The organism is Phenylobacterium sp. J367, assembly GCF_024699985.1.
Lineage (GTDB): Bacteria > Pseudomonadota > Alphaproteobacteria > Caulobacterales > Caulobacteraceae > Phenylobacterium.
The window spans coordinates 4,384,509-4,397,578 of record NZ_JAJONA010000001.1; the positions used below are offsets into that span (position 1 = coordinate 4,384,509).

At 72.4% G+C, this 13,070-nt stretch carries 12 protein-coding genes, 1 tRNA gene and 1 pseudogene; 10 read left to right on the plus strand and 4 right to left on the minus strand.

Going from position 1 to position 13,070, the window contains the following annotated elements; genetic code table 11:
- Nucleotides 1-10 precede the first annotated feature (10 nt).
- The 4 genes from potA to LRS04_RS23420 are packed head-to-tail and all read left to right on the plus strand — an operon-like array spanning nt 11 to nt 3,709.
- Nucleotides 11-2,041: a polyamine ABC transporter ATP-binding protein gene (gene potA, locus LRS04_RS23405; protein WP_257818458.1), complete on the plus strand. Its 2,031-nt coding sequence runs from the start codon at nt 11-13 to the stop codon at nt 2,039-2,041.
- Nucleotides 2,038-2,937 carry an ABC transporter permease gene (locus LRS04_RS23410; protein WP_257818459.1) on the plus strand — a complete coding sequence of 300 codons (900 nt, stop codon included), beginning with the start codon at nt 2,038-2,040 and terminating at the stop codon, nt 2,935-2,937. The genes potA and LRS04_RS23410 overlap by 4 nt, the downstream gene beginning before the upstream one ends.
- A complete protein-coding gene (locus tag LRS04_RS23415) occupies nt 2,934-3,266 on the plus strand; it encodes a hypothetical protein (RefSeq protein WP_257818460.1) in 333 nt (110 codons plus the stop codon). Before LRS04_RS23410 ends, LRS04_RS23415 begins: the two co-directional genes overlap by 4 nt.
- On the plus strand, nt 3,254-3,709 hold the full coding sequence (locus LRS04_RS23420; RefSeq protein WP_257818461.1) for an ABC transporter permease: 456 nt from the start codon (nt 3,254-3,256) through the stop codon (nt 3,707-3,709). Before LRS04_RS23415 ends, LRS04_RS23420 begins: the two co-directional genes overlap by 13 nt.
- Nucleotides 3,710-3,766: 57 nt before the next feature.
- Here the strand turns inward: LRS04_RS23420 and LRS04_RS28485 are convergent, their stop codons facing one another.
- The 3 genes and pseudogenes from LRS04_RS28485 to LRS04_RS23430 all read right to left on the minus strand — a co-directional run bounded on the left by LRS04_RS28485 (nt 3,767) and on the right by LRS04_RS23430 (nt 6,214).
- Nucleotides 3,767-3,913 carry a hypothetical protein gene (locus LRS04_RS28485; protein WP_374577301.1) on the minus strand — a complete coding sequence of 49 codons (147 nt, stop codon included), beginning with the start codon at nt 3,911-3,913 and terminating at the stop codon, nt 3,767-3,769.
- Nucleotides 3,914-4,010: 97 nt separating this feature from the next.
- A pseudogene (locus LRS04_RS23425) lies at nt 4,011-5,171 on the minus strand (amidase); the annotation flags it as partial.
- Between the two features lie 50 nt (nt 5,172-5,221).
- Nucleotides 5,222-6,214, minus strand: coding sequence for a LacI family DNA-binding transcriptional regulator (locus LRS04_RS23430; protein ID WP_257818464.1), 993 nt, complete (start codon nt 6,212-6,214; stop codon nt 5,222-5,224).
- 293 nt (nt 6,215-6,507) lie between these two features.
- Between LRS04_RS23430 and LRS04_RS23435 the strand changes: the two genes are divergently transcribed.
- The 3 genes from LRS04_RS23435 (at nt 6,508) to LRS04_RS23445 (ending at nt 8,682) form a co-directional block, all read left to right on the plus strand.
- Nucleotides 6,508-7,320, plus strand: a complete 813-nt coding sequence (locus tag LRS04_RS23435; protein WP_257818466.1) for a YdiY family protein — start codon at nt 6,508-6,510, stop codon at nt 7,318-7,320.
- Nucleotides 7,321-7,371: 51 nt separating this feature from the next.
- Nucleotides 7,372-7,447 (plus strand) — tRNA-Thr (locus tag LRS04_RS23440).
- A 29-nt stretch (nt 7,448-7,476) separates the two neighbouring features.
- On the plus strand, nt 7,477-8,682 hold the full coding sequence (locus LRS04_RS23445) for an FAD-dependent oxidoreductase (protein WP_257818467.1): 1,206 nt from the start codon (nt 7,477-7,479) through the stop codon (nt 8,680-8,682).
- 6 nt (nt 8,683-8,688) lie between these two features.
- On the opposite strand, the gene LRS04_RS23450 is transcribed toward LRS04_RS23445, so the two are convergent.
- On the minus strand, nt 8,689-11,187 hold the full coding sequence (locus tag LRS04_RS23450) for a cation-translocating P-type ATPase (RefSeq protein WP_257819230.1): 2,499 nt from the start codon (nt 11,185-11,187) through the stop codon (nt 8,689-8,691).
- Nucleotides 11,188-11,281: 94 nt separating this feature from the next.
- Here LRS04_RS23450 and LRS04_RS23455 point away from each other — a divergent pair, with 94 nt between their 5' ends.
- The 3 genes from LRS04_RS23455 to LRS04_RS27250 all read left to right on the plus strand — a co-directional run bounded on the left by LRS04_RS23455 (nt 11,282) and on the right by LRS04_RS27250 (nt 12,996).
- Nucleotides 11,282-12,049, plus strand: a complete 768-nt coding sequence (locus LRS04_RS23455) for an SDR family NAD(P)-dependent oxidoreductase (RefSeq protein ID WP_257818468.1) — start codon at nt 11,282-11,284, stop codon at nt 12,047-12,049.
- A 10-nt stretch (nt 12,050-12,059) separates the two neighbouring features.
- Complete coding sequence (locus LRS04_RS23460; protein ID WP_257818469.1) at nt 12,060-12,512, plus strand: YaiI/YqxD family protein; 453 nt, start codon at nt 12,060-12,062, stop codon at nt 12,510-12,512.
- A gap of 301 nt (nt 12,513-12,813) precedes the next feature.
- Nucleotides 12,814-12,996: a hypothetical protein gene (locus LRS04_RS27250; protein WP_308238417.1), complete on the plus strand. Its 183-nt coding sequence runs from the start codon at nt 12,814-12,816 to the stop codon at nt 12,994-12,996.
- The last annotated feature ends 74 nt before the right edge of the window (nt 12,997-13,070 follow it).

Here is a 13,070-nt window from a genome sequence, read left to right on the forward strand (position 1 = left end):
CTACGACCTGGTGGTCCCGTCCAACCACAATGTCCCGCGCTACATCCAGGCGGGCGCGCTGGCGCCGCTGGACAAGGCCAAGCTGACGGGGCTTTCCAACCTCGACCCGGAGACGCTGCGGCACATGTCGCCGTTCGATCGGGAGCAGAAGTACACCGTGCCCTACATGCAGGGCACCATCGGCATCGGCTACAACGCCAAGGCGGTGGCCGAGCGGCTGCCGGGCCTGAAGGTCGACAGCTGGAAGGTGGTGTTCGACCCGGCCAACCTCGCGAAGCTGGAGAACTGCGGGGTCTATTTCCTCGACGCCTCGGAGGACATGTACGCGGTCGCCCTGCACTACCTGGGCAAGGACCCGAACTCGTCGAACCCGGCCGACTACCAGGCGGCGACGGAGATGCTGCTGAAGGCCCGGCCCTACGTCCGGAAATTCCACTCGTCGGAGTACATCGACGCGCTCGCCAACGGCGATATCTGCATGGCCATCGGCTACTCGGGCGACGTGCTGCAGGCCGCCGACCGCGCCGAGGAGGCGAAGAACGGCGTCGAGGTGGCCTACGCCATCCCGAAGGAAGGCACCCAGGTGTGGTTCGACGTCTTCGCCATCCCCCGCGGACGCGCCGAACCCGGAGGCGGCCTACAAGTTCCTGGACTACATGCTCAGGCCGGCGGTGATCGCCCGGGCCTCGAACTACACCCACTACGCCAACGGCAACGCGGCCTCCAAGGACCTGCTCGACGCCGAGGTGCGGGACGATCCCGGCGTCTATCCGCCGGCCGAGGTGCAGGCGCGGATGTTCGTCACCACCACCAAGGGCCAGGAGCTGTTGCGCCAGGTGAACCGCCAGTGGACCCGGGTGCTGAGCGGCCGGTGAGCGGGCGGCCCCCCACCAACGGCCGGCTCGTCATCGGGGCGATCCGCGACGCCTTCGCGCCCTGGGAGGACCCGAACGCCCGGCCGCTGCTGCGCTTCGAGGGCGTGAGCAAGCGGTTCGGGGAGGTGGTGGCGGTGGACGGGGTCGACCTCGCCATCCACGAGCGGGAGTTCTTCGCCCTGCTCGGCCCCTCCGGCTGCGGCAAGACCACCCTGATGCGGATGCTGGCCGGGTTCGAGACGCCGGACGCGGGCCGCATCCTGGTGGAGGGCCAGGACGTGGCGCGCCTGCCGCCGCACGCCCGGCCGATCAACATGATGTTCCAGAGCTATGCGCTCTTCCCGCACCTGACCGCGGCGCAGAACATCGCCTTCGGCCTGAAGCCGCAGCGGCTGCCCAGGCGCGAGATCGAGAGCCGGGTCGAGGAGATGCTGGCTCTGGTGCGGATGGAGGGCCTGGGCGGACGCAAGCCTCACCAGCTCTCCGGCGGCCAGAAGCAGCGGGTGGCCCTGGCCCGCGCGATCGCGCCCCGGCCGCGGATCCTGCTGCTCGACGAGCCGCTGGCGGCGCTCGACAAGAAGCTGCGCGACGAGACCCAGTTCGAGCTGATGCGGCTCCAGCAGGAACTGGCCATGACCTTCATGATCGTCACCCACGACCAGGAGGAGGCCATGGTGGTGGCCGACCGGCTGGCGGTGATGCGGGCCGGCCGGATCGTGCAGATGGGCCGGCCGCAGGAAATCTATGAGGCGCCGGCCAACCGCTACGTGGCCGAGTTCATCGGCGAGGTGAACCTGTTCCACGGCCACGTGGCGGCGCAGGACGGCGGTCTGGCCCAGGTGACTTGCGGCGCGCCGGAGGGGCGGCTGACCGTAGCGACCGACCGGGGCCTCGAGCATCAGGCGGAGGTCTGGCTGGCCGTCCGGCCCGAGAAGGTGGTCATGCACACCGAGCCCCCGCCCGAGGGGCCAAACCGGCTGGCCGGCAAGATCCACGACATCGCCTACCTCGGCGACTGGACGACCTATCTCGTGGAGGTGGCGCCCGGCCGCACCGTGCGGGCGGCGCGGGCGAACGTGGCGCGGGCCTCGGCCCGGCCGGTGGGCTGGGGCGACGCAGTCTGGATGACCTTCGCGCCCGACGCGGCCGTGGTGCTGACGTCGTGACACGCGGCCCTTCCCGCAGGTTTGGGGCCAGTTGGGCGGCCGCCCTGCCCTACCTGTGGCTCGGCCTGTTCTTCGCCTTCCCGTTCGTGCTGGTCGGCAAGCTGTCGCTCTCCGACACGGCCCTGGCCATCCCGCCCTACGCGCCCAGGATCGACTGGTCGCAGGGGATCGCCGGCGTCCGGGCGTTCCTGGACGGCCTGGACCTCGAAACCTACCGGCGGCTGGCGACCGACAGCCTCTATGTGGCGGCCTATGGGTCGAGCCTGGGCTATGCGGCGACGGCCACCGGCATCCTGCTGGTGATCGGCTATCCCATCGCCTACGGGATCAGCCGGTTCGGCGAGGCGACGCGCAGCGCCCTCGTCATGGCCGTGATCCTGCCCTTCTGGACGAGCTTCCTGATCCGCATCTACGCCTGGGTGGCGATCCTGAAGCCGGCGGGGCTGCTGAACGGCCTGCTGGGCGCGGTGGGCCTGCCGCCGCTCGACATCATGAACTCGCCCACCGCGGTGATCCTCGGCCTCGTCTACGCCTACCTGCCGTTCATGGTGCTGCCGCTCTACGCCGTGCTGGAGAAGCAGGACGAAACGCTCGTGGAGGCGGCCCAGGACCTCGGCGCGAGCCGGCTCGGCGCCTTCTGGCGGGTGACCTTCCCGCTGTCCCTGCCCGGCGTGGCGGCCGGCGCCCTGCTCTGCTTCATCCCGATGGTCGGCGAGTTCGTGATCCCCGACCTGCTGGGCGGGTCCGAGACCCTGATGCTCGGCAAGACCATCTGGACAGAGTTCTTCGCCAACCGCGACTGGCCGGCGGCGTCCGCCGTGGCGATCGCGCTGATGGCCACGCTCGTCGTGCCGATCCTGATCTTCCAGCGCAGCCAGGCGAAGGTGCTGCGATGAGGCGCCCGACCGCGTTCAACGTGGCGAGCGTCGGGCTGGGCCTGGCCTTCCTCTACGCGCCGATCGTGCTGCTGGTGATCTATTCCTTCAACGCCAGCCGGTTGGTGACGGTGTGGGGCGGCTTCTCCACCCGCTGGTACGAGAGCCTGTTCCGCAACGAACAGATGCTGGACGCCGTCTGGGTCACGCTGCGGGTGGGCCTGATTTCGGCCAGCCTGGCGACCCTGCTCGGCCTGCTGGCGGCCGTCGCCCTGGTGCGGGGCGGGCGGTTCCGCGGGCGGCTGCCGTTCACCGGCATGATCTACGCCCCCTGGTCATGCCCGAGGTGATCCTGGGCTTGTCGCTGCTGCTGCTGTTCGTGGGGCTCGGCCTGCCGCGCGGCTTCTGGACGGTGACCCTGAGCCACGCGACGGTGACGATGTGCTACGCCACCGTGGTCATCCAGGCCCGGCTGCAGGACTTCGACCTCAGCCTGGAGGAGGCGGCCCGCGACCTCGGCTGCACGCCGGTCGAGGCGTTCTGCAAGGTCACCCTGCCGAATATCGCGCCGGCGGTGGCGGCGGCCTGGATGCTGGCCTTCACGCTCTCGCTGGACGACCTGGTGATCGCGAGCTTCACGTCCGGGCCCGGCGCGACGACCCTGCCGATGCGGCTCTACAGCCAGGTCCGGCTGGGCGTGAACCCGGAGATCAATGCCGTCTCGACGATCCTGGTGGGCGTGGTGGCCACGGGCGTCATCGCCGCCTGGCTGATCCAGCGGCGCAGACGCTAAGCTTCTGGGTCCCGGCTCTCCGCTTCGCTGCGGCCGGGATGACAGAGTTGGCCCGCCTTACAGCGGCGGGACGCGGTCGAACCAGGGCTGGACCTGTTCGAGCTGGCCGGCGAGGCGGAAGAGCGTCGCCTCGTCGCCCATCTTCGCCACGAACTGCATGCCGATCGGCAGGCCCGACGCGCTCCAGGCAAGCGGCACGGTCATCGCCGGCTGGCCGGTGTTGTTGAACCCCTTGCGTGTTCGGCATGAAGGCGAAGAGCCGCTCGGCGATCAGGCGGACGTCCCCGGTGATCCATCCGATGGGCACGGCGGGCGAGCCCAGGGTCGAGAGCAGGAGGACGTCGTGGTCCTCGAAGAGCGTCGCCACCGCCCGGCCGAAGGCGTGCAGCGTGGCCAGCGCCTGGACATAGGCCGAGCCGGTGACCGCCTGGCCGCGGCGGTAGGTCCCGAACGTCAGGCCTTCCACGTCCCCGTCCGCCACCGGGCTTCCCCGGCGGCTGCCCTCGGCGTCGAGGGTGGCCGCAACGCTGGCGGCGATCACCAGGCCGGCGGCCGCCTGCATGGCGGCGAAGTCTCCGGGGACCTTCACCTCGACGACCTCATGGCCCAGGCCTTCCAGCAGCCTGGCGGTGTCGCGGACGGCGGCGGCGCATTCGGGGTCGAGGGCCGGCGCCTGGAGGGCGTCGGTGGTGAAGGCGATGCGCAGCCTGCCGGGATCGCGGCGGACCTCCTCGGCGTAGGCGACCTCGGGCGGGGCCAGGAAATAGGGGTCGCCCGGCTCCGGCCGGCAGGCGATGTCGAGAAGGACGGCGCTGTCGCGCACCGAGCGGGTGACGGCGTGCTGCACGCTGGCTCCGGCCCAGCCCTCGCCCATGGGCGCGAAGGAGACCCGGCCGCGGGACGGCTTCATCCCGAAGAGGCCGCAGCAGGACGCCGGCGTGCGGATCGAGCCTCCGCCGTCGCTGGCGTGGGCCGCGGGCACGATGCCGGCCGCCACCGCCGCCGCCGCGCCGCCCGAGGAGCCGCCCGGCGTGCGCGTGACGTCCCAGGGATTGCGGCAGACGCCCAGGTGCTCGCCCTCGGTCACCGGCCAGAGGCCGAACTCCGGCGTGTTGGTCTTGCCGAAGATGTTGAGGCCGGCGGCGCGGTAGGCGGCGGTGAGCGCGCTGTCGGCCGGGGCGACGGCGTCGGCGAAGAGTTTCGAGCCGCTGCTGGTGACCGTGCCGGCCATGGCCGCGCCGAGATCCTTCAACAGGAAGGGGACGCCGGCCAGGGGTCCCGAGCCCACAGGCGCCTTCCGGGCCTGGTCGGCGAGCTTCAGCGTGACGGCGTTGATCTTCGGATCGACCTCGGCCATCCGGGCGACGGCGGCGGAGAGCAGTTCGGCGGCGCTGACCTCGCCCCTGGCGACGAGCCCGGCCAGACCCACGGCGTCGTGGCGGCGATAATCCGCGAAGTCCATGCCCTCTCCTCCCTTGTATGATTGCCCGGCAGGCAATCATCCGGGCGGGGTCAGGGCAAGGGGGCGGTGGAATCCCGGACCACGAGGTCGAAGCGCCAGTCGAGGCGGGCCTCGTCGGACGCGCCGACGAGGGCGTCGACGGCTGCGGCCCCCATCTGCTCCAGCGGCTGGCGCACCGTGGTCAGCGCCGGGTGGACCGAGCGGCTGGCGGGCGTGTCGTCGAAGCCGACGAGGGATAGGTCGCGCGGGATGGCGACGCCGAGCCTGACGGCGGTGCGCATGACGCCCAGCGCCATCTCGTCGCTGGCCGCGAAGATCGCGGTCGGCCGCTCGGGGCGGTCCAGCAGGGCGGCGGCGGCGGCCTCGCCGGATTCCGCGTCGAAGGCCCCCGGGACGACCAGCGACGGGTCGACGGCGATGCCGGCGGCCTCCAGCGCCTGGCGGTAGCCCTCGTAGCGTTCGGCGGCGGCGCGGTGGCTGGCCGGCGCGGCGACCATGGCGATCCGTCGGTGGCCGAGGGAGATCAGGTGCTTCACCGCCGAGCGCGCGCCCTCGGCCTCACGCGTGGCGAGGTTGATCCCGGGGCCTGGTCCGCCGCCGGCGATCCGGACGCATTTCACGCCGCGCCGCTGGATCTCGGCCAGCAGGTCGACGTCGTCCGACAGCGGCGGCGTCAGGAAGAGGCCGTCCGGGTGGAGCGCGGTGACCAGCCGCTCCAGCACCTCGAAGCGCGCCTGGCCGGCCAGTTCGAAGGGCTCGATCACCAGGTGATACCCAATCTCGCGGCAGCGGAGGGCCGCGCCGGACTGGACGGCGGCGATGTAGCCGGGGTTCGGATTGTTGAACAGGAAGGCCACGAGGAACGACTTGCGGCCGGCCAGCCTCCGGGCCGCCTGGCTCGGGTGGTAGCCCAGTTCCTCCACCGCCTGGCGTACGCGCTCGCGCAGTTCGGGCCGGACGTGGGGCTCGTTGTTGAGCACCCGGCTGACGGTCTTCATCGAGACGCCGGCGCGGGCCGCCACCTGGTCGATCGTCGACGACATCGAGCCCTATCGCCTCCCCGCCCGACGGTCGCGCGCCGGTTCCCTTGCGGCAATTGATAGCGCTGTCGGTCGGAAGTAAAGCCGGTTCGTACGACCGCGTTCTCGGAGCGCGGGGCGTCCTCACTCCAGCAAAGACCCGATCTCCGGGCGCGCGCCCGCCGCGCCCTTATGGCGAGCGGCCGCCAGGCGCCGAAGCTCGAGGATCGCCATGCACAGCTGGATCCGGCCCGTCACCATCATCGCCCTGGCGCTGGGGGGCGGCGCAGCGCAGGCCGCGCCCCCTGCCTCCGCCGGTGGCCGACATCCTGGACGCTGCGGCCGAGGACCCCGAATCCCTGGCCGCCGTCGTGAAGGCCGCGAAGCGGGCGAACCCGGAGGCCGCCGCCGAGATCGACGCGCACGTGGCGGCGGCCAGCGCGCGGGCGGCCGCGGCGAAGGCGCAGCAGGCCGCGGACGCCGGCTTCCTCGAAGGCTGGAACGGCAAGGGCGAGATCGGCGGCTCGATCTCCACCGGCAACACCGACGACTACGGCCTCGTCGTCTCGCTGGCCTTCGACAAGAAGACGCCCGTCTGGGAGCACGACGCGAACCTGTCGACCAGCTTCAAGAGCGAAGACGAGAAGACCACCACCGACCGCTACTTCGCGACCTATGCGATCCGGCGCAACTTCGGGCCCCGCTTCTACGGCGTGGGCATCCTGTGGGGTGAGCGCGACCGCTTCGCGGGCCACAACTTCCGCTTCTCCGAGGGCGTCGGCCTCGGCTACCGGGTGATCCGCAGGCCGGACCTGAAGCTGTCGCTGGAGGCCGGCCCGGCGCTGCGCCAGTCGGACTACCTGGTAACCGGCTACGAGGGCACGGCGGCCGTCCGCCTGGCGGGCTACCTCACCTGGCAGATCCGTCCGCGCCTCGAATTCACCCAGAGCTTCGTCACCTATCGCGACACCACGAACTCCACCGTGCTGGCGGCCACGGCCCTGACCACCCGGCTGCAGGGCGCCCTCTCGGCGCGGGCGTCCTACGAATACCGCAACGAGCAGGACCCGCCGCAGGGCCGCGAGAACACCGACACCACCACGCGCGCCACCCTGCTGTTCAACTTCTGAGCCTGGGCTTGCTGCACCGGGCGGCGCATGGCATCCGTCCGCCGGCAATTCGCCGGATTAGCTCAGCTGGTAGAGCAGCGGTTTTGTAAACCGAAGGTCGCGGGTTCGAGTCCTGCATCCGGCACCAACCCTGATCTCCAGCGCCAGGAGGGACCCGTGGTGACACGGCGGGCGGTGGTCACTGCGATGGCGGGCGCGGGCGTGGCGGCCGGCCAGGCCGGCGCGGCGCCGGCGGTGCATGACGTCGTGGTAGTCGGCGCCGGCGTGTTCGGCGCCTGGACCGCCTGGGCGCTCGCCCAGGCCGGGAAGCGGGTGGCGGTGGTCGACGCCTATGGCGCCGGCCACGCGCGGGCTTCGTCCGGCGGCGAGAGCCGGGTCATCCGGTTCAGCTATGGCGGCGACCCGCTCTATTCCTCGATGGCGCAGAACTCCCTGGCCGACTGGAAGGCGCTTTCGGCCAGGACCGGGGAGCCGGTGTTCCACGAGACCGGCGTGCTGTGGTTCTCGCCCTCCGGCGACGAGTACATGGCCCGGAGCCTGGACTGGCTGCTGCGCCACGGGGTCGAGCACCGGGCGATGGACCTGGCGGACCTCGGCGCCGCCTATCCGCAGATCGTGTTCAGGGCCGGCGAGTCCGGCTTCCTGGAGACCCGGACCGGCGCCCTGATCGCCGGGCGCGGGGTGCGCGCCAGGCTGCGCGACGCCAAGCTGGAGGTGACGGTCGCCCGGGCCGAGGCGCCCCAGGCCGCGGACGCGGGCCTCTATTCCGTGGCCGGGCTCCGGACGCGGAACATCGTCTATGCCTGCGGGCCGTGGCTGCCGAAGCTGTTTCCCGAAGTGCTGGCCGGGCGGATCACCGCCACACGGCAGGAGGTCTTCCACTTCGGCGCTCCGGCCGGCGACCGCCGTTTCGCGCCCCCCGCCCTGCCCGTCTGGGCCGACTTCAACGGCGGCGACATGGTCTATGGCCTGCCCGACCTGGAGGGCCAGGGGTTCAAGCTGGCCTTCGACCGGCATGGGCCGGAGGTCGATCCGGACACCCAGGAGCGGCGGGTCAGCGACGAGGGCCTGGCGCGGGCGCGGGCCTATCTGGCGCAGCGGTTCCCGGGGCTAGCCGGCGCGCCGCTGGTGATGAGCCGGGTCTGCCAGTACGAGAACAGCTCCAACGGCGACTTCCTGATCGACCGGCTGCCCGGCCACGACAACGTCTGGCTGGTGGGCGGCGGGTCGGGCCACGGCTTCAAGCACGGGCCGGCGGTCGGGCGGCGGGTGGCGGCGCACGTGCTGGACGCCGCCCTGGCCGTCGAGCCGCGATTCAGCCTGGCGACCAAGGGCAAGGTCGCGGCCCGCACGGTCTACTGAGGCGGCTCAGCGGCGCAGGCGGCCGAGAAGGCCCGGCCAGCCGCCGGTGACGACAGCCACGAGGGTCGCGACGGCCAGCGGGCCGGGCGGCGGCGGGGCGACGCGGAAGACCTCGGCCACCGCCGGGACCGTCAGGACGACGGCGGTGACCGCGCACACCGCCAGCGCGATCGCCCAGAAGGCCAGCCTCTCCAGGGCGAACAGGCGCCGTCCCCCGCTGGAATCGGCGAGCGCCAGGACGAGGTTGCCGAGCACCAGGGTCAGGAAGGCCGCGCCGCGCGCCGTCGCCGGCGGATGGGCGGCGAGCGCCCAGATGTAGACGCCGAGCACGCCCACGAGGACCGACAGCCCCTGGACCACGGCGAATGCCGCCTGACGCAAGCCGAACAGCGGCTCGTCGGCGCGGCGCGGCGGGCGGCGCATGGCGCCCTCGTCGCTGCGGGCGGTCTCGAAGACCAGGGCGCAGGTGGGGTCGATGGCCAGCTCCAGCAGGACGACGTGCATGGGGTAGAGGAGCGGCGGGAGGCCCAGCAGCACCGGCGCCAGGGCGACGCCGGCGATCGGCACATGGATCGCCGTGACATAGGTGAGCGCCCGGCGCAGGTTGGCGAAGATCCGCCGGCCGAGCCGGACCCCGCCGACGATGGCCGGGAAGCTGTCGTCAAGCAGGACGAGGTCGGCCGCCTCCCGGGCCACGTCCGTGCCCCGGCCGCCCATGGCGATGCCGATATGCGCCGCCTCGAGCGCCGGCGCGTCGTTCACCCCGTCGCCGGTCATGGCCACCACCTCGCCGTCGAGCTTCAGGGCCTCGACCAGGCGGAGCTTCTGCTCGGGCGCCACCCGGGCGAAGACCTCGGCGCGGCGCACGCGCGCGGCGAGGTCCTCGAGCGACAGGCCGGCGATCTCCGCCCCGGTGAGCACGCCGGCCGTCACGTCGAGCCCGGCCTGGCGGGCGATGGCCCGGGCCGTGGCGGGATGATCGCCGGTGATCATCACCACCCGGATCCCCGCCCCGCGGGCCTCGGCGAGGGCGGCGGCGGCGTCGCCGCGCAGCGGATCGGCGAAGCCCAGCAGGCCGGCGAAGTCGAAGACCGCCGCCGCGGGGTCGTCGGGCAGCCGGGCCGCACGGGCCTGGGCGACGCCCAGGACGCGCAAGCCCTCGCCCGCCAGGCGCGCGGTCTCCGCCTGCAGGGCGGCGACCTCCGCGTCCGGCAGGCGGCAGAGCGCGAAGACCGCCTCCGGCGCGCCCTTGGCGACGAGGCGGACCTCCTCCCCCTCGGCCCAGGCCTGGACGAAGGCCAGGCGTTCCGGGCGCAGCGGCCAGACCTCCGCGGGCTCGCCCTCGCCGCCCGGGACAAGCCGGCGGACGGCGCGGTCCATGGGATCGGTCGGACGGACGGCGCAGGCGTCGGCGGCGAGGACCAGCAGGGCCCGCGCGGCGTCGGCCGGGGCGGAGCCGGCCTCCCCGAAGGACCATTCCCCCGCCGGGCTCCAGGCGCGGACGAGCTGCATGCGGTTCTCGGTGAGCGTGCCGGTCTTGTCGACGCACAGCACGGTGGCGGCGTCGAGGGTCTCGATGACCGCGCTGCGGCGGACCAGGACCTTGTGGGCGGCCAGCCGCCAGGCGCCGAGCGCCAGGAAGACCGCCAGCACCATCGGGAATTCCTCGGGGATCAGGGCGATGGCGACCGTGACGCCGGCCAGGGTCCCCTCCACCCAGTCGCCCCGGAGCAGGCCGTAGGCGACGGCCACGAGCCCGCAGAAGACCAGGGCGACGCCGCCCAGGGCCGCGGCCAGGCGTCCGGCGGTGCGCTGCAGCGGGGTCGGCTCCTGCGGGATGTCGGCCAGGGAGCGGCCGATCCGGCCGATGGCCGACTCCGCCCCGGTGCGGGCCGCCAGGGCGAGTCCCTGCCCGGCGACCGGCAGGGTCCCGGCGAACAGCCAGGGGCCAGGCTCGCCGCCGGGCTCGGCCTGGCCGAAGCTTTCGCCCGGGCGGGCGGGGCGGCGCGGGACGGGGCCGGATTCCCCCGTCAGCAACGACTCGTCGACGGTGAGCAGGCCGCCCGCCACCAGCAGGGCGTCGGCGGCGATCCGCTCGCCCTCGCCCACCAGGAAGAGGTCGCCGGGGACGAGATCGCGGGCGGCGATCCGGCGCTCGACCCCATCGCGGAGCACGCGCACCTGAGGCTGGGCGAGGTCGCGCAGGGCGGCCAGGGCGCGCTCGCTGCGCGCCTCCTGCAGGATCACCAGGCCGATCGCGGCCAGCGCGCCCAGGAGCAGGAAGGCGCCCTCCGAGAGGTCGCCCAGCGTCAGGTAAAGTCCTGCCGCGCCCAGCAGCAGCAGGAACATCGGCTCGCGCAGGGTCTCGGCGACGATGCGGACCACGCTTCGGGCGGCCGGGCGCGGCAGCTCGTTCGGGCCCACCGCGGCCAGGCGCGCGGTGGCCTCGACCTGGGTGAGGCCCTGGGGGGACGGGACGAGCGTCGTCGGTCGGCATGGCCGCAGGAGCCCCGGTTGCGGGCGCGGCGGCTTTGATCTGTGGCAAGGCGGCCGGCCGCCGCCGATCCTAGACCAGACATGGAGAAAGGGAGCGCCGATCATGGACCGTCTGAAGGGCAAGGCCGCGGTGGTCACCGGCGGGGCCGTGGGGATCGGCAAGGCCTGCGCCACGCGGATGGCCGAGGAAGGCGCCCAGGTGGCGATCTTCGACCTCGACTGCGAACGTGGCGAGGCGTTGGCCGGGGAACTGGGCCGCGGGGGTTGGAAGGCGAAGTTCTGGCGCTGCGACGTCAGCGTGGAGGCCGAGGTGAAGGCCGCCATCGACGCGGCGGCGTCGCAGTTCGGACGGCTGGACGTCCTGATCAACAATGCGGGCATCGCCGGGGCCAACAAGCCGACCCACGAGCTGACCGAGGCCGAGTGGGACAGGGTGCAGGCGGTGAACGTGAAGGGCGTGTTCTTCGCGACGAAGCACGCCATCCCCCACCTGAAGGCGTCCGGCGGCGGCAGCATCGTCAACCTGAGCTCGATCTATGGGCTGATCGGGGCCGGCGACGTGCCGCCGTACCACGCGTCCAAGGGCGCCGTGCACCTGATGAGCAAGAACGACGCGCTCATCTATGCGCCGGACCGGATCCGCGTGAACTCGGTGCACCCCGGCTTCATCTGGACGCCGATGGTCGAGGGCTTCCTCGCCGACCAGGACGATCAGGCCGAGGCGCGCAAGGGGCTCGACGCGCTCCATCCGTTGGGCCACGTGGGCGAGCCGGACGACATCGCCTGGGCCTGCGTCTACCTGGCCTCGGACGAGGCGAAGTTCGTCACCGGGACCGAGCTGGTGGTGGACGGGGGCTACACCGCCCGCTAACCGCTGGCGGATGCGGATCTTCATCGACGCCGACGCCTGTCCGGTGAAGGACGAGGTCTACAAGGTCGCCGCCCGCTACGGGCTGAAGACCTTCGTGGTCTCCAACAGCTTCATCCAGATCCCCGCCTCGGCGCTGATCGAGCGGATGATCGTCGACGCCGGCCCCGACGTGGCCGACGACTGGATCGCCGAGCGGACCGAGCCGGGCGACGTGGTGGTGACCAACGACATCCCGCTGGCCGACCGTGTGCTGAAGGCCGGCGGGACGGCGATCGCGCCCAACGGGCGGGTGTTCACCGCCGATTCCATCGGCTCGCTGCTGGCCCAGCGCTCGATCATGGAGCACATCCGCTCGACGGGAGAGATCACCGGCGGGCCGAAGCCGTTCGACCGCAACGCCCGCTCCGCCTTCCTGCAGGCCCTGGACGAGGCGGTGAACCGCGAGCGGCGCAGGCGGCGTTGAAGGCCGGGTTGCATCGGCAAAGGTTCCGGGTAGCTTGCCGCCGCATCCCTTCAGGAGCTCTCCATGCGCAAAGCCGGTTCCGTGTTCGCCGTCGCGGCCCTCGCCGCCACCCTCGCCGCCTGCGGACAGTCCGGCGGCGGAAGCGACACGAGCAGCGCGTCGACGGCCCCGGCGCCCGCCGCCCCCGCGCTGAGCGACGCCGAAAAAGACCGCCCTGCTGGCCTCCTTCCCGGCGCCCTACAACGCAGGGGACCTGGCGAACGGCGAGACCAAGTTCGGGCTCTGCCGGTCCTGCCACACGATCACGCCCGGCGGGGCCAACATGACCGGTCCGAACCTGCACGGCGTGTTCGGCAAGCCGGCCGCCTCGAACGCGGACTACAAGTACTCCGACGCCATCAAGGCCTCGGGCATCGTCTGGGACGCGAGCCATCTGGACGCCTGGCTGGCCGACCCGAAGAACTACCTCCCGGCACAAAGATGACCTTCGCCGGCCTCAAGGACGCCAACGACCGCCGCGACCTGATCGCCTATCTGATGGTGGAGACCGGCCACAAG

What these genes read in the sequence shown, in the direction of transcription:
- LRS04_RS23415 (WP_257818460.1), top strand. Translation starts at nt 2,934, where the DNA reads ATGAGGCGCCCGACCGCGTTCAACGTGGCGAGCGTCGGGCTGGGCCTG.
- LRS04_RS23420 (WP_257818461.1), top strand. Translation starts at nt 3,254, where the DNA reads ATGCCCGAGGTGATCCTGGGCTTGTCGCTGCTGCTGCTGTTCGTGGGG.
- LRS04_RS28485 (WP_374577301.1), bottom strand. Translation starts at nt 3,913, where the DNA reads ATGACCGTGCCGCTTGCCTGGAGCGCGTCGGGCCTGCCGATCGGCATG.
- LRS04_RS23430 (WP_257818464.1), bottom strand. Translation starts at nt 6,214, where the DNA reads ATGTCGTCGACGATCGACCAGGTGGCGGCCCGCGCCGGCGTCTCGATG.
- LRS04_RS23455 (WP_257818468.1), top strand. Translation starts at nt 11,282, where the DNA reads ATGGACCGTCTGAAGGGCAAGGCCGCGGTGGTCACCGGCGGGGCCGTG.
- LRS04_RS23460 (WP_257818469.1), top strand. Translation starts at nt 12,060, where the DNA reads ATGCGGATCTTCATCGACGCCGACGCCTGTCCGGTGAAGGACGAGGTC.